Source organism: Dorea sp. AF36-15AT (assembly GCF_003477705.1).
Classification (GTDB): domain Bacteria; phylum Bacillota; class Clostridia; order Lachnospirales; family Lachnospiraceae; genus Claveliimonas; species Claveliimonas ammoniilytica.
The window spans coordinates 72,942-94,641 of sequence record NZ_QUDV01000001.1 but is presented as its reverse complement, the minus strand read 5'-3'; the positions used below and the strand labels follow the sequence as shown (position 1 = coordinate 94,641).

The window sequence follows — 21,700 nt, the reverse complement described above, 5'->3', positions numbered from 1 at the left end:
TTTCCTGCTTTTACATAATATTTATCTTTCTAAGGAAGCCTGATAAATTTGAACACAGTCTTCTTTATTTAGCTTAATAAAGTGTCCTACACTTCCGAATTTCGTACAGTTCTCTGCCATCTCTTCGATTTTTTCTCCATCAATTCCGGCATCTGCAAAAGAAACTGGCAATCCTAATGACTTGAAAAACTCTTTTGTTTTTTGAATGCCACGCACTGCGGTTTCTTCCGGATGAAATACATCATTTTCAATTCCCCACACATCCACTGCATATTTCACAAATCTTGCTATGTTATTCTGATACACATATTCCATCCAATGCGGAATAATAATGGAAAGTGTTGCACCATGTGTCATATCATAATATGCACTTAGTTCATGACCCAACATATGACTTCCCCAGTCTTCTACACGTCCGACTCCTAATACACCATTATGTGCCATTGTACCAGCCCACATCACTTCTGCTCTGGCAGCATAATCTTCTGGTTTCTCCATTACTACTGGCAACTGCTTGATCACTGTTTTCATAAGTGCTTCGCATTGTCTGTCTGTTAATTCACAGTCTTCTTCATTCGTAAAATATCTCTCCATAATATGAGATAAGATATCAACTCCTCCTGCTGCTGTCTGATAAGCCGGAAGCGTATAAGTCAGTTCAGGATTCATAAGTGCAAAATCTGGTCGGAGACATTCATGTGACAGTGCTCGTTTCATATGTCCATTTTCAGAATTTGTAACTACCGTTGTATTACTTGCTTCGCTTCCGGTTGCTGGTATTGTAAGCACAACGCCTAAAGGCATCATCTTTTCTACTGGGGTCTTTTTCGTGAAAAAGTCCCATACATCTCCATCATAATATCTACCAATTCCGATAGCTTTTGCCGAATCAATCACACTTCCTCCACCTACAGCAAGAATAACATCGATTTTTTCCTTCTTGCAAAGACTGATTCCTTCACGTACAAGACCAATATCTGGATTGGCTTTCACGCCGCCAAGTTCATATACTTCTAGATTTTCTCCTTTTAGTGCCTGAACAATCCTGTCATATAATCCATCCTTTTTAATATGACCGCCGCCATAATGCAACAATACTTTTGTTCCGTATTTTTTCACTTCTTTTCCCGCTTCTGCTTCAACCCCCTTGCCAAACACAAACGTGGTCGGGCAAGTAAATCTAAAATTCTTCATAATCTTTCCCCAACTTTCTTAAATTTTTCCGACTCCTCCAAATAATTCAATATAGTGGCAGAGCAATTCCTTGTATCCTTTTCCTGCTTCCAGACCAGCATCACACAAATTTGCTTTCATATTGGCAAATTCTCCTTTTGTACCATCCTGCTGCATCTGATCCCAATCAATGCCTAAATATTTCATCAGAGACTTTAATCCAGCATTACTTAAATCCGTAAACAAGTTAACCTTTTGAATACCACAGCATACTGCTTTCGCAAGATTATCATCACCTGTTCCAGAACCTCCATGAAGAACTAGCGGAATCTGTATTTTTTCACTTAGTTCTGACAATAAATCAAATTCCAAATGCGGTTTCCCTTTATATACTCCATGCGAAGTTCCTACTGCAACTGCCAGACAATCTATTCCAGTTTCTTTCACAAAAGAAACTGCTTCTTCTGGATTGGTCAGCCCCGCATTTCTTGTTTCTTCATATTCAAATCCCTGACCCACATGTCCCAATTCTGCTTCGACTGACACACCAACTGCATGTGCAATTTTTACAATCTCCGCAACTTCTCGTACATTCTCTTCGTAGGGAACCATAGAACGGTCTATCATCACTGAGCTAAACCCAAAACGAATCGCACTTACAATTTCTTCATACGGACCACCATGATCCAAATTCAATGCTGCATACACATTTGGATATTTTCTTTCATAAAACCTTGCAATCTCAGCCGTTTCTTCTAAAAAAGGCATTCCTGCACAATCAAGGATAATCGGTGCATGCATCTCTTCTGCTGCCTCAAAACATGCTTTCACAGTAATACTGCTAAACACATTTGGTGCTGCCACGCCATATTTTCTTTTTTTTGCATCATTTAATATTTCTGCCATTGATAATATCATTGTCTTTCTCCTTACCCTACGCACATTTTATTTCAATCTGCTAAAACAGCCCAATAAATGCACCTAAAATACATATCAACACGATCCCCAGTGAAATCCGTCCATATTTCTGGCTCTTATTTTTCAAAATATAATAAATGCCGAAGACTACTAACAAAGGAAGAATTCCAGGAGCTATGCTATCCAAAATGTCCTGCAGAATAATCTCAGTTCCTGCAATTTTAAACTTAAGGGCAGTTGTAAGTGTTACATATGAAGCACTTAATGCTCCCATCATGAACAGTCCCAGAATACTTGTTGCAGAAATCAGTTCCTTGATCCATCCTGCCTGCAAAATATTTTTTACAGATTCCTTTCCAATCTTGTATCCCAACGCCCACAGATTTTTTCCTATGAAAAACGTAATCAACATAAATGCAAATGGAATAATTGCTCCAAGTACATTTCCGGTAATTCCAAATGTCACTGCAATTCCATATATGATGGTTTTCAATGTGCCCCAGTCAATTGTATCTCCGATTCCTGCTAATGGACCCATTAATCCGGTCTTAATACCTGTAATTGCTCCATCTGTAATTTCACCCTCGCTAGCACGCTCTTCTTCCATAGACAATGTAATTCCATGAATCGGTGTACTCCATGTACCCTGAGAATTAAAAAAGTTCAAATGCCTGAGCAGTGCTCCGCTCAATTCCCCTTTGTCGGTATACAGCTTCTTCAAACAAGGAATCATACTATAACAAAACGCTACTCCCTGCTGTCTTTCGTAACAATTGGACACCTCAGCATCAAAATACCATCTGTAAAATGATTTATTGATATCTTTCTTTGTCAACAATACCTGCTCTTTACTATTCATCTTTTTTTCAACTGTATTCTCCATTTGAATCCCCTCCTTTACTTGGCCATCTGTTCTCTGCGCAGGAACGTGATCAATAATGCTATGCATGTTCCAAAGATTGCAGCTGCCATTGTGCTAATTCCCAAATACTGAACCGCAAAAAATCCAATAATAAAAAATGGAAGATAAATATTTTTGCCAATAATAAAAATCGTAATTGCAAATCCTAATGCAGGGAGTGTTGATCCAGTAACTGACAATCCGTGTGTAAGCCATTCCGGAATCACATCCAATAACTTCTCTACAACATCTGCTCCCAGATAAATAGCCGCAAATACAATCGGGAATCTCAATAAAAATCCCAGTGCAAGAGGATACGCAACCGCACAGCGTTCGATTCCTTTTACATTTCCCTGTTCTGCATAAGCATCTGCCTTATGCGCAAACACTGCCTGTAACGTTCTTCTAATCTGATCCTGAAATACGCCCAGCAGACCAAATGGAACGGCTAGTGTCACTGCTGCTGCAGGATCCATTCCGGTTAATAACGCAATTGGAATTGAAATACATCCTGCCAGACATTCATCTGCTGGAATATTTGCTCCAGCTGCTACCATTCCAAGATATACCATTTCTACATTTGCTCCTATTTTCATCGCTGTACCGACATCTCCTGCAATAATTCCAAAAGGAAGTGCCATCACAATCGGTTGACAGATAACCGCATGAAATGTATATCCCATTTTACTTTGTCCGATCCACCACCAAATTCCTGCTGCTAATGCTAATGCAAATACCATAATCTTATCCTCCTATCCCTCAAACGTTCTTTTAATCTTATCGAAATCCATTCTTGGTTCTTCCGGTATGATATGAATATAAATTTCAGTTCCTTTTTGATGCATTTCATCTAACAGATCCATATCCACCTGATTCAATGAAACCGCACGCAATATCGTCACTCGCCCTGGTTCGCTTGGTATGCCCCCAATCTGCAAGCTAGAAATCGGAACGCCCTTCTGTGCTGTCCGCATACATGATTCAACATCTTTAAACAACAACATCACCGTTCCCGTTCCAAATTCATCTTTTTCCCATTCCTCTGCTGCCTTATCAACTGATATAATCTCAACAGACACATTTTTTGGTGCGGCAGCCGCATAGATCATGACCATAAAATCATCTTTTGATAATTCGTCATCAATGATAATAATCCGATTCGCTTTCGCAATCTTCACCCATTTTGTGATAACCTGCCCATGAATCAAACGACTATCCAGGCGTACTAATGAAATTTTTGCCATACTAATCCTCTCCTATCTTTTTAAATTTAATATTTTTTCTTTTACTGCTATTTCTATCTTGTCAACAAGTTCTCCACCGTAATACGTATTTCTCAGATTATCCGCACATATCAGCATTTCCATATTCAAACCACATACTGCATAGACCGTTCCATACTTCTTTGCATAGACACCGGCTATATTCGACGGTGTTCCCCCTGCCAGATCAGTCAATAGCAAAACATTTTCTGCATTTTCTATCGCTGCATCTATGCGCTGCATATAATTAGAAATGGAATCCTCCGGCATCAGGCTCAGTGTTTCACAGCATTCTATTTTTCCTACAACCATCTGAGCAGATTGTAATAATTCTTCTCCCCAGCCTCCATGTGTTAACAGTATTATTTTTGTTTTCATACAATTTTCCTCTTTGCTGTTATATAAGATCTCTGATATACACTGCTTCATTATCTGGAACCATCTGTATATAAAGAACTGTCCCATCCTCCGTCAAACTTTTTATAATTTCTTCTTCATGCCCAGACACATATATATTTTCATATAATTTCTTTTTGCCAGGAGCAAATGGAAGCCTGCAGATATTTACTGTTTTGATTTCAGTTCCCTTCTCATATATTCTCCACAATGTATCCAATGTTCTTAACAGTACAAGTACATTTGCATCCGCTATCATAACAGCTTCAGCACCTTCATCTGCACTATAAAAAAACACTTCTACAGACTCAGGAACCGTCATTGTTAGTACACCTTGTAAAATAGGATCCGTTGCCACCTGATCATCAATGATATATAATTTACTGCATGACGCATGTTCGAGCCATTTAAAAAGAATCTGTCCATGAACCAAACGTTCATCAACCCGAAAAAATATTTCATTCATCAATTAATCACCTCTTCATCAGCTGATCAGTTCTTTCATATTTACGATTCCATTTTTTCCTCCTTCCATTGCTACTTCCGGAAGACTGTTTAGTGAAGTTTCTGTTCTATTCTCCAATACATTAATCAACATTGGTAGATTCAGACCTGTCACGCATTGAATATTTTCTTCCCTCAAGCAGGATGCAGTCACATTGCAGGGACTTCCGCCAAGCAGATCGACAAGAACGATCACACCGTCACCATCATCTAATTCTTTAGATTTCTCTCTTACCTTGCGCAATAGTTCACGCACATCATCGCCATGATTTAATGTCAGTGCTTCCAGCTTATCGTGATGACCGAAAATCAACTCCATACTTTTAATAATGGACTCGCTGAAATCTCCGTGAGTCACAACTAACACACCAATCATTACCCATCACCTCATTTCTTTTTTCTTTTACTTATTTATAGAGCAAATTGCGTGCCAGCTTTGTGTGTTGTTTTTCTGCATAAAGTGTGTTTAGACAAAAAAGTATCGATCTATAACGCATAACCTGCGTCATAAACCGATACTTTCATCTTATATATTTTCCATCATTTCTATCAAATACACAATTTCTGAATCCGGAATATCAATATGCAACATATGTTCAATATCTTCCAAACTCTGCTTGATTCTATTAAACAATGTCTCATACTTCTTTTTTATCTCTTCCGTCTGTTTATGCTGTATAATTTCTCCCTGCATAATACGTTCCAGCATACATGCCGTATGAATTACATAACGAAATTTAATATCCTTTCTGTTTTTCTCCTGAGTCGTCAGTTCCTCAAACGATTTCAGTAGCAATGGAATAATCTTTGCCGGATTAAGAAAAGCCAGTATCCCCGAAAGCGTCTCAGCCAATATTTCTGTCTTTACATCGCTCTCCTGTTCATTCGAAATATTCAAATCCGATGCATTCGATAAGATATGTTCTAGCCGGCGCATTCCCTCTCCCGCAATCAATTCATCGACAGAAATATACGGTACACCGTCCAATTTCAAATCTACTGTTCCAACTACAGCATCAATCCTTTTCCGCCGCAATCCCTCTTTCCCATTCTGCACGTCTGCGGCCTGCCTGAAATCCATACACTGTATATGCACCATATCTTTCAATGCTCCTGGGAGCATTTCCATGATAATATCTTTGATTTTTACAGCTGTTCCCTGTCCGGTAAAACATGTCGTTATAATCCTGCGCTGAATACACCCCATATTCTTCTTCTCATCTTGATTCTTTATCAAGAACTGAAATGCCTGTTTCAAATCTGCATAGATTTCATCCAAGGACATATCTTGCATCAATGACTTTCTTAATGCTTCCAGCACAATCGCGGTCGAAGCAAGTGTTATGGTTCTCACTTTAATTCCGGTTTTCTGTTCAATCAATTCTCCCATCATGGTCAGTGAACCCATATCAGTTAGCAGCAGGACTCCCTTGCCCTCATCGATTTCCTTCACCATTGCAACAGCTTTTTCAAACATAATTTCAGCAGACATATCCAACGGCATATCAAGTGCTTTACAATGATCCGTATTCATCAGCTGATTAACAACTTCTGACATACTGCTCGCAGTTGAATTACCATGAGCCATAACCAATATGCCTGTATACTGTTTTATCTGTTCATTCGAAACACATAAAAACATTGTCAGGTATACCAATTCCCGTTCTGGTATCTGAACATCGAGTTCCTCTTCCAGTAGCCTTTTAATTGTCTTTGCTACTCGAAATTCTTTCGGATGATTTAATGCAATATCACTGCCAACCTCTTCCCTTATCGGAACTCCGTTTTCAATCCGTTCGAGCATGGCATTTACGTGCATTGTCATTCCAATCTTAGCCTGTTCAGATAATTTTCTTTCCAACCGCACTTCTGCAAATTGAATCACTTCTTCAACTGCATAATACACATTGGCATTTATAATTTTCAACAGATTCTTTCTGCCATCCTCCTGATCTGTCACATGATATTTTTCCATCAGCTGTTCCATATATTGGTCCAGATCTTCCTGTAATATCCCTGTAATCTGCCCCTTTGTTCTTCCCTGTTGTTTAAAAGTCTGATATTTCTCCGAAATAATATCATATAGCGACTGTTTTTGATTGCCGATTGTTTCTTCACCTTCAAAAAAATGATAATCATCCGAATATCTCAAAAATTCAATCAGATCATTCTTTTGATTTTGATGTTCTAAACGGCCTTTTTGGATATACTCAGGCAGTACCGGCAATTCCACCGTAACATACTGCAGTTTATCTACCTTATACTGTAAAAAGGCTCTTGCACAGACCAGCTGTATATCTGCTTTCAGCTGTCCGATATTGCCTGGACAATAATATAACAGAAGTGCTATGAGTGCCTCTTTATAAACTCTGATCGGCACTCCCACCTTTTTTTGTTCATTTACAAAGAACATCTCTATCAGCTGCAGACGTTCCACTATAGGGCGTTCATTCAATGCTGGCAAATGGATTACAACAGGCATACGCCGCAAAAATGTCTTTAAAAGAACTGTATTAATATTTTCTGTCGTAGCACCGATAATCAGTACATCTGCCTCTCTGAATTTATCTGTTTCACCCAGACGCCGATAAATTCCTTTGTCCATCAATAAAAATAGCATCTCCTGACCTTCCGGAGGCAGGCGGTGAATTTCATCCAACAGCAAAATTCCTCCATCCGCCTGCTCAACAAGTCCAATTTTATCCTTTTCTGCACCAGTATAGGCTCCTTTTTTACATCCAAACAACTGTGACAGGATCAGCTGAGGATTTTGTGCATATTCTGCACAATTAAAAACAATCAGTTTTTCCTTTTCACGAATTATCCCCGATTGTGCCGCATACTCATACATCTTTTCTGCAAATGTTGTTTTTCCCGTCCCAGTCGGTCCAGCCAAAAGTGTATGTAAGCCTCTTGGTGGATACAAAATTGCTGATTTCCCCTGTTCGATTTGAGATTTCAGCGATCCGTTCCTGCCTATCAGATTGCTAAATGCGGTTTTACCGTCTTCTTCCTCTGCTTTTTTTACTAACTCTTCACAGACTGATGCTTCCATAAACAGTACCGGTCTACTTTCTGATTTTACTACAAGACCTTCCCGCACCAATTCATTCAAATCTCTGCTCACGTTACTTCGTTCTAATCCTAACGCCTCTGCAATCGTACCAGAATCTATTCCGGTTTTCGTTTCCTGTTCATCTACCATTTGTCGAACACATTGCAATATTTTTTCTTTTCTATTCAAGTCTTTAGCCCTCTCTTCTAGTAAATCAATGCACCAACCAGGCGTTTTCATCTATAGTTTAAAAGAATTCTATCATTTTCTCTACTAGGAGTCCAGTATACAGAGCTATCTTATTCCGATATCATTCCATCTGCCAGCATTTGTTCTAGTTAAATGTAATAATTCCTTTTATGTATTCTTTTGGATTTGTTGTAAGCAGTTGGAAGCCTTCATTAATCTCTGTGACTGGAATTCTGTGTGTAATCAGTTTATCTGTTGGGAAAATATCTTTTACATACGCATCCACTGCCTTTTTTAGCACATCCATATAGTTTTCGCAGTACCAAGGATGAACTACATGAATAATCGGTGAACGATACATCATATTATAAGCCATTTCCTCTGTAAATATTTCATTTTTCGTATACATAGACGGTGCAAGGATCTTTCCTCTTCCTGCAATTTTAATAATCTGCAATGCTGATGCCAGGCCTTTTAAGCTTCCTGTTATTTCAATAACTACATCAAATCCTTTTCCCTTTGTAATGTTCATCATGCTCGACTGTAAATCTTCCTGCAAAGGGCATATAGTTTCAGAAGCTCCGTATTTTTCTGCCAGTTTCAGACGATCTGAATCAAAATCAATTGCTGTTAGACTTCCCAATCTATCATTTTTCAATCCAGCTATTGCCAATAGTCCCATAAATCCACATCCAATCACAGCTACATGATCACCAAAACGTGGATTCGCTGCCTGAACAATATTTGCAACACACATCATTGGTTCTCCAAGACAGGCATCAATAGGTTTCTCCGTATCTGGAATTTTAACAAGACGTTTATTTTCATTCAGCATCATATGACTTGTAAAGCATTCAGAAGATACTCCTGTCACATAATCTCCCGGCTTAAATTTCGTAACACTTCTCCCTATTTCCTGTACTACAGCTACGGGCTCATGTCCCAGTCCCATTGGATATTGAATATTTTTCACCATGGCTTCAAAACCCAGTGGACTTTTGCCCATTGCACTTGTTCCCAGATATGCAGGAACATCTGAATGACATAAACCTACACTTATCATTTTCAATAATACTTCATCTTCTTTTAGTTCCGGCATCTGCTCTTCAAATAATTCAAAATGACCAGCCTTCGTAAGTTTTGCTTTTATCCGTTTCATTTTTTGCTTTTCCTTTCTATTGCTTTCTCTGCTTTTTTCACAATATCTTCTGCGGTCAGATGGAATCTCTTCTTTAAATACTCCATATCTCCAACCTCTCCAAATTCATCTTCTATGCCAATCCGTTCTACCGGTACCGGCAGGTTTTCTGCAAGCACCTCGCATACCGCACTTCCAAGACCGTTATACATAGAATGGTTCTCTGCTGTAACAACTGCACCTGTTTCTTCTGCACATTTCAGGACAAGTTCCTTATCTAATGGCTTAATAGTAAACATATCTACCACTCTGGCAGAAATACCTTTTTCTGCTAAAACATCTGCTGCCTTCAAGGACTCTGCCGTCATAATTCCACTCGCTATAATTGTCACATCTGTACCTTCTCTGAGTTCTTTCCCTTTTCCAATCTCAAACTCTTCCTGACTGTCATACAACCTGACAACTGCTTTTCTGGCACATCTTATATAATACATTCCTTTTAAATCCACCAACTGATAAAGCAGTTTTTCTAACATCACTTCATCCGTTGGCTCTATAATTGTCAGTTCTGGAAAAGCCCGCAATGCGGCTACATCTTCAAATGGCATATGTGTTCCTCCGTTGTAAGCCGCCATAATTCCCGGATCTGAGCCAACTAATTTTACGTTCGCATGAGAATAGCATCCAGAAATAAAAATCTGATCATTTGCTCTTCTAGATATAAACGGTGCAAACGAATGTACAAACGGGATTTTCCCTGCTGCAGACATACCACATGCTACGCCAACCATATTTGCTTCCTGAATTCCGCAATTAACAAGTTGTCCCGGATATTGATCAATTTCATCCATTTTACTACCCATAATACAACCACCGAGATCTGCTTCTAATTCAACTACATTCTTATTTTCCCGCATTATTTTTGTAATCGTATCTGAATATACTCCGGCCATTTTTCTTTCAGATACTGTATATGTTTTTTCCATTTTCTATAATCCTCCTATCGTTTCAATTTATTGACTGCATCTTCCGCCTGCTCTGCTGACACGTTAATATGATGATTTTTTAATATATTCTCCGCAAAAGAACATCCTTTTCCCTTTATTGTGTTCATCACAATCACATGGGGTCTTTCATCATTATTTCTCGCAGTTGTAATTGCAGTATTTAATTCATTAATGTTATGTCCATCTACTTCCTGAACATCCCAATGAAAACTACGGAATTTTTCAGCAAAGCTATCCATGTTGCATATTTTAGACGTCATATTGTCCAACTGCTGCTTGTTGTCATCAACAAACAGAATCAGATTACCAAGTTTTTGCTGTGCAGCAAACATAACAGCTTCCCAGTTCTGCCCTTCCTGGCTTTCTCCATCACCAATAATACAGAAAATTGTATTTTCTTTTTGTTCAATCTTCTTAGCGAACGCGATTCCGGCAGCCACCGATAGTCCCTGTCCCAGTGAACCGGTTGTCACATCAATTCCCGGTGTCTTTGAATGATCGCAGTGGCTCGGCAATCTTGTTCCCGGCTGATTTAGGGTATCCAGCCAATCCATTGGGAAAAAGCCTTTCAATGCCAACGCTGCATACACTGCCGGGCCCGCATGACCTTTCGAGCAGATCAACCAATCCCGCTCTTCCCATTCTGGATTATCTGCATCATATTTCATTTGTTCTCCGTACAACACACTAAGAAGATCACATATACTCATCGCGCCTCCCATATGTCCGAAACCTCTTGTTTTCATCTGACGGATTGTCTGAATCCGTATATCCGTGGCAAATTTTTCTAATTCTTCTACTCTTTTCTCTGTTAACATTTTCCACACTCCTTTGTTTTATTTTTTATTATTTTATAAAGCAAAAAACATGCCATTTTAGTGTGTTCTTTTCAAAATTTAACACACAAATTTGGCACGTTTTTTGCTATTATAAATTATAGGAGGTGATATTCATTATGGAACAAGGTTTTATTTTTTCCCAAAAGCAACAACTGATATTCAGTCAAAAACAGATTCAGTCTTTAAAACTGCTTGCCATGGACAACTATGAATTGAGTACTTTTTTACAGGAAGAATATAATGAAAACCCTTTATTGGATGTAAAAAGCTCAGATTCTGCAGTTAGTCGCCCCTTTTCAAAGGCATCAGTAACATCGGATGAGGCATTCCAGCCAGAGATACGCGCTCTTGATAATAATTACCTCGTTAATTTTATCATGAGCCAGATCCATTATTCCGAGTTCAGCACATTAGAATTAAAAATCATGAAGTTGATGATCCTTTTAATGGATGACAAGGGATTCTTTCCATATACACCAGAGGATCTGATGGAGTTGTATCACATTCCTGCTGAATCCTCTGCAAAATGTCTTGGCATTTTACAAACCTTGGAACCTTCTGGAATATTCCAGCCGGATATTGCCCATTACCTCCTGTATCAGCTTCACATCAACGGCATTGAAAATCAATCTTATACCCGCTTGATTTTAAATCATCTCGATGATATTGCATCCGGAAATCTGAGAACTATTGCAGATGACCTCGCCATCTCTGTTCCTGAAGTCCGGCAGATGATTCGGCTGGTCAAACTTTTACCGCCTCCCCCGCTAACAGGCATTGGAGACTCCACAAACGAATATATCATTCCTGATATAATTGTTGAAAAATCTGAAAACAACTGGAATATCTCTCTGAATGATAACTGGATAGAAAATTATAGTTTAAATGATTACTATATCCACATGATGCAGATATCTACAGACGTGCTTTTAAAAGATTACTTTGAGAAAAAATACAAACGGGTACATTTTATTTTCCAACAGATTGAACAGCGACGGAACACAATTCTTGCGATTTCAAATTCCGTTGTACAACGTCAGGAAGCTTTTTTCAACGGAACTGCACCCTTACATCCCATGACAATGTCTGATGTTGCAGACGAATTAAATCTTTCTGTCTCAACCATTAGCCGCGGCATAAAAAATAAATACATCCAATATCCAAATGGTATCGTTCCTCTCAAATCATTGTTCTCTACAGGATTATCACAGACAGGCAATGAAGAAATCAGTTGTTCACAGGTTACTCTTCTATTACATCAACTGATTCAATATGAAAATAAAGCGAAACCATTTAGCGATCAGGCTCTTACTAACGCCCTCATTCAAAAAGGTATACATATATCTAGAAGAACCGTAACTAAGTATCGGACATTAGCAAACATCCCTAATGCTTCCGAAAGAAAAGCAACACTGATTTAACAGTGTTGCTTTTCTTTATTCCAGCTGTCCGGCAAATCCGTCGTGTACAGCATTCAATGCTTTCTCTACATCCTTTTTGTCAACCAGTACTGTAATACGGATCTCGGATGTAGCAATCATATTGATGTTAATTCTCGCATTATAGAGAGTCTCGAACATCTTAGCAGCCACACCAGGATTACTCATCATACCGGCACCGACTACAGAAATCTTAGCCACATCTCTATTGCTTGTGATTTCTTTAATCGTCAGTGCTTCTTTGTGATCCTCCAGAATATGGATTGCATCATCCAGATCATCCTCGGATACAGTAAATGAAATATCCTTAGTTCCATCTCGTCCCACTGACTGCAGGATGATATCTACGTTAATATTATTTTTTGCAAGTGTATTGAAAATGCGGAATGCAGTTCCCGGCTGATCGTCTACTCCGATCACTGAGATTCTTGCGGTATTCGTATCGGCTGCAACGCCTGTGATTAACATTTTTTCCATTTTGACTTTCTCCTTGATCACTGTACCTTCTGAACGGTTCAGGCTGGATCTTACCACCAGCTCTACGCCGTATTTTTTAGCCATTTCCACTGATCTGTTATGTAAGACTTTCGCTCCAAGAGAGGCTAACTCCAGCATCTCATCATAGGTCACTTCATCCAGTTTCATCGCATTCTTTACGATTCTCGGATCAGCTGTGTAGACACCGTCGACATCCGTAAATATCTCACACCTGTCAGCATGTAACGCCGCTGCCAGTGCCACTGCTGTGGTATCAGATCCACCTCGGCCAAGTGTCGTCAGATCATCATATTTATTAACGCCCTGAAAACCAGTCACGATTACAATCTTTCGTGAATCCAGCTCGTGGGTAATACGATCTGTATCAATCCTCTTGAATCTTGCATTGCCATACCGTTCTGTAGAATGCATCTGCACCTGAAACGCATTCAGCGATACTGCAGGTACATCCAGGCTCTGCATAGCCATAGCCATCAGGGATACGGATACCTGTTCTCCTGTGGTCAGGAGCATATCCAACTCTCTTTTCTTTGGATTAGCATGAATGCTATGTGCCATAGCGATCAGATCATCGGTCGTATCTCCCATTGCTGACAATACTACTACTACATCATGACCGGCTCTATAATCTTCGATGCACCTCTCTGCCACGCGAAATATTCTTTCTTTATTAGCCACAGAACTTCCGCCAAACTTCTTTACAATTAACATAGCTCCTCCTTAGCATTCCAGAAGATGATCAATCAATCGATAACCATCCTTCCAGATGCATGTGCTCTTTGCTGCTTCTTTTTCATTATATGTATGAATTCCGTCAATTGCCTTTCTACTGTCGTAAATCATATACGGAACCGGCTCAGATGTATGTGTTCTCACACAGATCGGCGTCGGATGATCCGGAAGTATCATTAGTCTGTAATCTTCTCCCGACCGGTCCATTGCTTCCGTGATCCTTGCCACAACACGACCGTCCACATTCTCAATCGCTGTAATCTTATCCGTCATAGAACCCATGTGTCCCATCTCATCCGGTGCTTCTACATGTACATAAGCAAAATCATAACCATCCTCTAACAATGCGTGGATTGCCGCATCTGCTTTGCCCTCATAATTGGTATGCAGTCCACCATTGGCACCTTCTACGATAATGCGATCCATATCTGCACCGACTGCAATTCCTTTCAACAGATCCACCGCCGAGATCATCACACCCTTTTTGCCGGTCTTTTCTTCAAATGATGCAAGTGCCGGTCTGGTACCTGCACCCCAGAACCATGCAGAATTAGCCGGGTTCAGTCCCTGCTTCTTACGCTCTACATTGATCGGATGATCTTTCAATATCTCATAGCTCTTCTTCATCATGTCAAGGAGTACTGAATCCTTCGGCAGGTATTCTCCAACGGTCTTTGTCAGGATATCATGCGGCGCCGTAAGCTCTAACACTTTACCATGTTTCCAGATCAGAAGATGACGGTAACTGGTACCTGCGTAGAATTCATAACCTTCTCTTTTCAGGCCTTCTTTTAATGCCTCTAACAAAACGGTAGAATCTTCGGTACTGATCTCACTGGAACTATGATCGATGATCTTCTGATCTTCGTAAGCACCACCATCTTCCGTCAGTGTCACAAGATTACAGCGGAACGACACATCATCTGCTGCCATATCTACACCGATACTGAGTGCTTCTAACGGTGATCTTCCGGTATAATAAATCTTCGGATCATATCCCATTACTGACAGATTGGCAGTATCACTTCCCGGTGCCATTCCTTCCGGCACCATAGATGCCAGTCCGATCTCCGCTTTCTCTGCAAGGCGGTCAAAATTCGGTGTATCAGCAGCTTCCAGCGTTGTCTTACCGCCCAATTCCTCCAGCGGTCTTCCTGCCATTCCGTCACTTAACACGATGATATATTTCATAAACTAGTCCTCCACGCGAATCATGCTGATAATATCTTCTGTATAATCAGACACTTTTTTCTCATATAAGCCCTCTTTCATGGATTCTGTCACAAATCCGAACTCTCCAGCAATCTCCGGAACTTCAACATACTGTAGCATTCCGAAAGATGCTTCCAGTTTCTGCTGAAGTTCTTCTTTCTTACCTTTGATACGTACAAAGAAACGATGCTCAACTTCTTCCTGTTTCTGAATTTGAAGTTTCTCCTCGCTCCATCCATAGCCAAGATTATGACCGATATTCTTAACTGCTTCGACCACATCACCAACTACAGCGCTGGCCGTTGGAAGCTTGCCTGCGCCACTTCCGTAGAACATCGCATCGCCCAGCATATTGCCATGTACAAATACCGAATTAAAGACTCCGTTAACACTGAACAGTGGATGATCCTGACTCAGAAGACACGGAGATACCATGGCACTAAGCGTCTCACCATGTCTCTTGCATGTTGCAAGAAGCTTCACCGTTCTTCCCATTACCTTTGCATACTGCATATCTTCTACTGTTACTTTCGTAATACCTTCACAGTAAAGGTCTTCAAAATCTACCTGCTTGCCGGAAATAATAGACGCCAGGATTGCAATCTTACGGCAGGCGTCATAGCCCTCCACATCTGCCTCCGGATTACGCTCTGCAAATCCATTGTCCTGTGCCTCTTTTAACACATCATCGTATCCGGCGCCTTCATAAAACATCTTAGTCATCATATAGTTGGTTGTTCCATTCAGAATTCCCACGATCTCTTCAATCACGTCTCCGGTCAGAGATTCATACAAGCTTCTGAGGATTGGAATGCCTCCACCCACACTTGCTTCATAGAAGAAATTCACATTCTGCTCTTTTGCAACACGAATCAACTCTGCTCCATGCTTTGCCACCAGTGCCTTATTCGATGTGGCAACATTCTTTCCTGCCAGAAGACTTCTCTTTACAAATGTATAAGCCGGTTCAATACCACCCATCACTTCTACAACGATCTGAACTTCTTCGTCATTTACGATCTCTTCAAAATCATGAGTGATTACCTCCTGCACCGGATCTCCCGGAAAATCTCTCAGATCCAGTACATATTTTACTTCCAGTTCTTCTCCTGCTCTCTGTGCGATCACTTCACGGTTGGTACGGAGTACCTCATAGACTCCGGATCCTACTGTTCCATATCCAAGCACTGCTATCTTTGCCATATCTTCTACCCTTTCCTCTGTTCCTGTAAAAAAGCATTAATAAATGGTTCCAATGCTCCGTCCAGCACTGCGCCGACATTGCTGCTCTCCGCACCTGTCCGATGATCCTTCACCAACGTATACGGCTGCATAACATATGAACGGATCTGATTGCCGAATCCGATCTCTTTGATCTCACCACGGATATCTGACACCTTATCCGCCTGCTCCTGCTCTTTCAGGAGCTTTAACTTCGCTTTCAGCATCTGCATTGCCTTATCACGGTTATGATGCTGTGAGCGTTCATTCTGACACTGTACCACAATTCCTGTCGGCAGATGCGTGATACGGATTGCCGATGATGTCTTATTGACATGCTGACCACCCGCTCCACTAGCACGATAGGTATCGATCTTCAGTTCATCATCACTGAGTTCAATATCATCAATATTATCCTCAATATCCGGAATCACATCACAGGATGCAAATGATGTCTGTCTCTTTCCTGCAGAATTAAATGGCGAAATACGCACCAGGCGGTGTACACCTTTTTCAGACTTAAAATATCCATAGGCATTCTCACCACTGACCTCAAACGTAACCGTCTTAATCCCCGCCACATCTCCTTCCAGAAAGTCCAGTACCTTCACACCGAATCCTTTGCGCTCTGCAAATCTGCTGTACATGCGGTACAGCATGCTCGCCCAGTCACAGGACTCCGTTCCGCCAGCTCCTGCATGAAGTGTTACAATTGCATTATACTTATCATATTCGCCCGACAGAAGCGTCTGGATGCGCAGGCTCTCATAACCCTCTTCAAATGCATTCAGCTCTTCTTCTATCTCAGGAAGCACCGATTCGTCTTCTTCCTCATACGCCATCTCAATCAACAGTCCAATATCTTCATAGCTCTGTTCCAGATGTTCCACTGTCTCTACCTGATCTTTCAGATCTTTGAGATCCTTCATAATCTTCTGGCTTTCTTCCGGTTCATCCCAGAATCCCGGTTCTTCCATCTTACGTTCTAATTCTTCAATCCTCTGTTTCTTTCCAGGGATGTCAAAGTGAATCCCTCATTTCAGCAAGTGGGCTCTCGTAAGCACTGAGCCGTCCTTTATACTGGTCCAGTTCTACCACACTATCACCTCTTTCTACTTAAATACATGAAATACCGGGACGTTTATTTACGTCCGCAGCACTGTTTATACTTTTTACCACTTCCACATGGACATGGATCATTTGGATAGATTTTCTTATTCTCACGCTTTTTCGGTGCACGTACGGCACTTTCATCCTTATTCGTACCGGTTACCTTGGCTACTTCTTCGCGTTCTGCTTTCTGCTCGATCTTCACACGGTATAATGCACGGATCGTATCAGCAGAAATTGCTCTTGTCATCTCATCAAACATCTCATATCCGATCATCTTGTACTCAACCTTCGGATCTCTCTGACCATATGCCTGCAATCCAATACCCTGACGCAGCTGATCCATGTCATCGATGTGATCCATCCATTTATTATCGATAACCTTCAAAAGAACCACTCGCTCCAGTTCACGGATATGCTCCGGTTCCGGGAACTCTGCTTCTTTCTGCTCATACAGCTTCACCGCACGCTCTTTCAGCATATGCTTCAACTTCTTGGCATTCATATCCTTAACTTCTTCCGGTGCAACCGGCTTCATCGGGATCACATTACAGAGGCTTACATTAAAGTTCACCAGATCCCAGTCTTCCGGATCTGCATCTGCAGGAATATCACTGTCTACCAGATTCTCCACATATTCTGTGATCATATGGATGATAGAATCACGCATACTCTCGCCGTCCAGGACCTTCTTTCTCTCAGAGTAGATGATCTCTCTCTGCTCATTCATTACCTGATCATATTCCAACAGGTTCTTACGAATACCAAAGTTGTTATTCTCAATCTTCTCCTGTGCCTTCTCGATTGCACTGGATAACATCTTATGCTCAATCTGTTCGCCATCTTCTACACCAAGTGCATTAAACACGCTCATCAGACGTTCAGAACCAAACAAACGCATCAGATCATCTTCCAGAGAAATGTAGAATCTGGATTCACCCGGATCTCCCTGTCGTCCGGCACGTCCACGGAGCTGATTGTCAATACGTCTGGACTCATGACGCTCTGTACCGATGATCTTAAGACCGCCGGCTTTTCTTGCCGCATCGTCCAGCTTAATATCCGTACCACGACCGGCCATATTAGTAGCAATCGTTACTGCTCCATGCTGACCTGCCTGCGCTACAATCTCAGCTTCCATCTCATGAAACTTGGCATTCAATACATTATGCTGTACACCTCTTCGCTTCAGCATACCACTCAGAAGTTCCGATACCTCGATCGTGATCGTACCAACCAGCACCGGCTGTCCTTTGGCATGTGCTTCTTCTACTGCATCGCAGACTGCTCTGTATTTTTCCTTTTGCGTCTTATATACGGCATCATCCAGATCCTGACGGATGACCGGCTTATTGGTCGGGATTTCTACAACGTCCATTCCGTAGATCTCACGGAACTCCTTCTCCTCTGTCAGCGCGGTACCTGTCATACCACTCTTCTTCTCGTATTTATTAAACAGATTCTGGAATGTAATGGTCGCCAGCGTCTTACTCTCACGTTTCACCTTTACATGTTCCTTCGCCTCAATCGCCTGATGCAGACCATCAGAATAACGGCGTCCAGGCATGATACGTCCGGTAAATTCATCTACGATCAGTACTTCATCATCCTTAACCACATAATCCTGGTCACGGAACATCAGGTTATGCGCACGGAGTGCCAGGATAATGTTATGCTGGATTTCCAGGTTCTCCGGATCAGCCAGATTGTCCAGATGGAAGAACTTCTCTACCTTCTTCACACCATCTTCTGTCAGGTTGATGTTCTTTTCCTTCTCATCTACGATAAAGTCTCCGGTTTCCTCGATCTCTTCTCCCATGATGGCGTTGATCTTAGAGAACTCTCCGCTGGCTTCACCTTTTTCCATCTGTCTTGCAAGAATGTCACATGCTTCATAAAGCTTCGTTGACTTGCCGCTCTGTCCGGAAATGATCAGTGGTGTACGTGCTTCATCAATCAATACAGAGTCGACCTCATCGATAACAGCAAACTTCATGCCGCGCTGTACCAGCTGTTCCTTGTAAATGACCATGTTATCTCTCAGATAATCAAATCCGAGTTCGTTATTTGTTACGTAAGTAATGTCGCAGTTATAAGCAGCACGACGTTCTTCTTTGTCCATACTGTTCAGTACTACGCCGACTGTCAGTCCCAGAAATTCATGTACCTGTCCCATCCACTCTGAGTCACGCTTTGCCAGATAGTCATTGACCGTAACGATATGTACGCCTTCTCCTGTCAATGCATTCAGATATGCCGGAAGGGTAGATACCAGTGTCTTACCTTCACCAGTCTTCATCTCAGCAATACGTCCCTGATGAAGAACGACACCGCCGACTAACTGTACACGGAAATGACGCATGCCAAGTACTCTGACAGACGCCTCTCTCACCGTCGCGTACGCCTCTGGAAGCAGGTCATCCAAAGACTCTCCTTCTGCATAACGTTCTTTGTATTCACGGGTTTTGTCCCGAAGCTCTGCATCCGACAGCTTCTGCATCTCCGGCTCCAGTGCTTCTATGCGATCCACGATAGGATAAATTCGCTTTAATTCATTTTCACTATGTGTTCCAAACAACTTTTGTAATAAGCCCATATTGGTAACTCCTCGTTTTCATTAATTCTATAAATTCAAGTCGAACGTCCGTGAGACTTGGCGCGTGATTCTGGTCAGCGAAGCTGACATATTCTTATCAGAATCACTGTGCATCCTCGCGGAGCGTTTATCTCAGTCGGAGACCTAACTCCCACTGAGATAAATTTGCTATTACTCACCACCTAAAGAGGCGGGAGTCTTCTCGACTGAGATAACTATTTTATTGTACCACTAACCCTCATCCAATTCAATCATTTCAACTACTGAAAGTACAGGATCAACCGTACAGATTCAGGTCATCAGACTCCCGCTATCATTCTTAATAATAATTCTTAACAACATCGTAAGCAACCTTGCCGCCAAAAAGATCCAAAGCACTGCCAATGGTAAAGTCCAGTTTTCCTCCGGACTGCACTCGGAATCGTTCCAGATCTTCCATAGTTCCGATTCCTCCCGCATAAGTAATCGGCCGCCCCTCACAAGATGCCAGAATGCTCACCAGCTCCTCCGGTGCACCCGCTGATTTTCCTTCCACATCTACACCATGGATCAGAAATTCATCACAATAAGCGCCAAGCTTTCCCATGAGTTCCGAAGTAAGCTTCTCATCCGTAAATGTCTGCCAACGGTCAGTCACAATATAATATGCACCATCTTCCCGCTTCCTGCAGCTGAGATCCAGAACCAGATGCTCCCTCCCTGTTACCTGCAGAAGTTGTTCCAGCCTGTCCCAACGGATTCTTCCTTCTCGGAACACATAAGATGTCACAATCACGTGGCTTGCTCCTGCATCCAGATATTCTTTTGCATTCTCCGCTGTCACACCGCCACCGATCTGCATCCCTCCTGGGAATGCCTGAAGTGCTGCCAGTGCCTGCTTACGGGTTGCCTCGTAGTATTCGGATCCTGCCGGATTCAGCAGGATAATGTGTCCACCTCTCAAATTGTCCTTTTTGTACATTTTTGCATAAAAGGTACTGTCCTGTTCCGAAATATAATTCTCTTCTGCCTGATCCCCGGCATCTTTCAGGCTTCCGCCCACAATCTGTTTCACCTTTCCATTATGTATATCGATACATGGTCTGAACCGCATTCTCTTTCTCCCAATCTTTTTCCTTATATAAAGACAGACGGAGGAGCACATCCTCCGTCTGCTTAACTCTCTTATCTGTTAGTTCTGTTATCACTGTTGTTCTGCACATCGCCATCCAGATCATCTGCGCCGTCACGAACTGCATCACCAGCATCGTCGACACCGTCCCGGATTGCATCACCAGCATCGTCGGCACCGTCCCGGATCGCATCACCGGCATCATCAATTGTGCCATCATTTACCGTGCCGTTATCTGCAGCATCGCCACTGTTTCCACAACCGGTAAGTCCACACATCAATCCTGCACACAGCAGGATCGCCAGCGTTTTCTTTAACTGTTTCATAGATTAAATCTCCCTTTCATGTATATTCTTTGATAATCAAGTAATACTTGGTACCAGTAATATCTGCATTTTT

The 21,700-nt window shown here is 41.6% G+C and carries 20 protein-coding genes; 1 reads left to right on the top strand and 19 read right to left on the bottom strand.

Annotated features, from left to right (window positions below; translation table 11 throughout):
* Nucleotides 1–21: 21 nt before the first annotated feature.
* The 12 genes from DWZ93_RS00420 to DWZ93_RS00365 form a co-directional block, all read right to left on the bottom strand.
* Nucleotides 22–1,194 carry an iron-containing alcohol dehydrogenase gene (locus DWZ93_RS00420; RefSeq protein WP_118451654.1) on the bottom strand — a complete coding sequence of 391 codons (1,173 nt, stop codon included), beginning with the start codon at nt 1,192–1,194 and terminating at the stop codon, nt 22–24.
* A gap of 18 nt (nt 1,195–1,212) precedes the next feature.
* Nucleotides 1,213–2,091, bottom strand: a complete 879-nt coding sequence (locus DWZ93_RS00415) for a class II fructose-bisphosphate aldolase (protein WP_118384358.1) — start codon at nt 2,089–2,091, stop codon at nt 1,213–1,215.
* Nucleotides 2,092–2,131: 40 nt separating this feature from the next.
* Nucleotides 2,132–2,974, bottom strand: coding sequence for a PTS system mannose/fructose/sorbose family transporter subunit IID (locus DWZ93_RS00410; protein ID WP_118384357.1), 843 nt, complete (start codon nt 2,972–2,974; stop codon nt 2,132–2,134).
* A gap of 14 nt (nt 2,975–2,988) precedes the next feature.
* Nucleotides 2,989–3,732, bottom strand: coding sequence for a PTS mannose/fructose/sorbose/N-acetylgalactosamine transporter subunit IIC (locus DWZ93_RS00405; RefSeq protein WP_118384356.1), 744 nt, complete (start codon nt 3,730–3,732; stop codon nt 2,989–2,991).
* Nucleotides 3,733–3,744: 12 nt separating this feature from the next.
* Entirely contained in the window at nt 3,745–4,236 is a 492-nt protein-coding gene (locus DWZ93_RS00400; protein WP_118384355.1) for a PTS system mannose/fructose/N-acetylgalactosamine-transporter subunit IIB, read from the bottom strand.
* Between the two features lie 12 nt (nt 4,237–4,248).
* Nucleotides 4,249–4,632 (bottom strand): PTS sugar transporter subunit IIA, encoded by a 384-nt coding sequence (locus tag DWZ93_RS00395; RefSeq protein WP_158567147.1) that lies wholly within the window; start codon nt 4,630–4,632, stop codon nt 4,249–4,251.
* Nucleotides 4,633–4,651: 19 nt separating this feature from the next.
* Nucleotides 4,652–5,116 (bottom strand): PTS sugar transporter subunit IIB, encoded by a 465-nt coding sequence (locus DWZ93_RS00390; protein ID WP_118384353.1) that lies wholly within the window; start codon nt 5,114–5,116, stop codon nt 4,652–4,654.
* 18 nt (nt 5,117–5,134) lie between these two features.
* Nucleotides 5,135–5,530, bottom strand: coding sequence for a PTS sugar transporter subunit IIA (locus DWZ93_RS00385; RefSeq protein ID WP_118384352.1), 396 nt, complete (start codon nt 5,528–5,530; stop codon nt 5,135–5,137).
* Nucleotides 5,531–5,680: 150 nt separating this feature from the next.
* Nucleotides 5,681–8,398: a sigma 54-interacting transcriptional regulator gene (locus DWZ93_RS00380; protein ID WP_158574264.1), complete on the bottom strand. Its 2,718-nt coding sequence runs from the start codon at nt 8,396–8,398 to the stop codon at nt 5,681–5,683.
* Nucleotides 8,399–8,543: 145 nt separating this feature from the next.
* Complete coding sequence (locus DWZ93_RS00375) at nt 8,544–9,557, bottom strand: zinc-dependent alcohol dehydrogenase (protein ID WP_118384350.1); 1,014 nt, start codon at nt 9,555–9,557, stop codon at nt 8,544–8,546.
* Entirely contained in the window at nt 9,554–10,522 is a 969-nt protein-coding gene (locus DWZ93_RS00370) for a transketolase family protein (RefSeq protein ID WP_118384349.1), read from the bottom strand. The genes DWZ93_RS00375 and DWZ93_RS00370 overlap by 4 nt, the downstream gene beginning before the upstream one ends.
* Nucleotides 10,523–10,536: 14 nt before the next feature.
* Nucleotides 10,537–11,361, bottom strand: a complete 825-nt coding sequence (locus tag DWZ93_RS00365) for a transketolase (protein WP_118384348.1) — start codon at nt 11,359–11,361, stop codon at nt 10,537–10,539.
* A 137-nt stretch (nt 11,362–11,498) separates the two neighbouring features.
* On the opposite strand from DWZ93_RS00365, the gene rpoN reads away from it, so the two are divergent.
* Nucleotides 11,499–12,803 carry an RNA polymerase factor sigma-54 gene (rpoN, locus tag DWZ93_RS00360; protein WP_118451652.1) on the top strand — a complete coding sequence of 435 codons (1,305 nt, stop codon included), beginning with the start codon at nt 11,499–11,501 and terminating at the stop codon, nt 12,801–12,803.
* A 15-nt stretch (nt 12,804–12,818) separates the two neighbouring features.
* On the opposite strand, the gene DWZ93_RS00355 is transcribed toward rpoN, so the two are convergent.
* The 7 genes from DWZ93_RS00355 to DWZ93_RS00325 all read right to left on the bottom strand — a co-directional run bounded on the left by DWZ93_RS00355 (nt 12,819) and on the right by DWZ93_RS00325 (nt 21,627).
* Entirely contained in the window at nt 12,819–14,030 is a 1,212-nt protein-coding gene (locus tag DWZ93_RS00355; RefSeq protein WP_118451651.1) for an aspartate kinase, read from the bottom strand.
* Nucleotides 14,031–14,039: 9 nt separating this feature from the next.
* Complete coding sequence (locus tag DWZ93_RS00350; RefSeq protein ID WP_118451650.1) at nt 14,040–15,242, bottom strand: cofactor-independent phosphoglycerate mutase; 1,203 nt, start codon at nt 15,240–15,242, stop codon at nt 14,040–14,042.
* 3 nt (nt 15,243–15,245) lie between these two features.
* Nucleotides 15,246–16,466, bottom strand: coding sequence for a homoserine dehydrogenase (locus tag DWZ93_RS00345; RefSeq protein WP_118451649.1), 1,221 nt, complete (start codon nt 16,464–16,466; stop codon nt 15,246–15,248).
* Between the two features lie 5 nt (nt 16,467–16,471).
* Nucleotides 16,472–17,582, bottom strand: a protein-coding gene (prfB, locus tag DWZ93_RS00340; RefSeq protein ID WP_118451648.1) for a peptide chain release factor 2 whose coding sequence is annotated in 2 segments (ribosomal slippage) — nt 16,472–17,506 and nt 17,508–17,582 — 1,110 coding nt in all. Because the reading frame shifts where the segments join, the coding sequence is not laid out codon by codon here.
* 43 nt (nt 17,583–17,625) lie between these two features.
* Nucleotides 17,626–20,190, bottom strand: coding sequence for a preprotein translocase subunit SecA (secA, locus tag DWZ93_RS00335; RefSeq protein ID WP_118451647.1), 2,565 nt, complete (start codon nt 20,188–20,190; stop codon nt 17,626–17,628).
* Between the two features lie 319 nt (nt 20,191–20,509).
* Nucleotides 20,510–21,283 (bottom strand): phosphoribosylformimino-5-aminoimidazole carboxamide ribotide isomerase, encoded by a 774-nt coding sequence (gene hisA, locus DWZ93_RS00330; RefSeq protein WP_118451646.1) that lies wholly within the window; start codon nt 21,281–21,283, stop codon nt 20,510–20,512.
* A 71-nt stretch (nt 21,284–21,354) separates the two neighbouring features.
* Nucleotides 21,355–21,627, bottom strand: coding sequence for a hypothetical protein (locus DWZ93_RS00325; RefSeq protein WP_118451645.1), 273 nt, complete (start codon nt 21,625–21,627; stop codon nt 21,355–21,357).
* Nucleotides 21,628–21,700 lie beyond the last annotated feature (73 nt).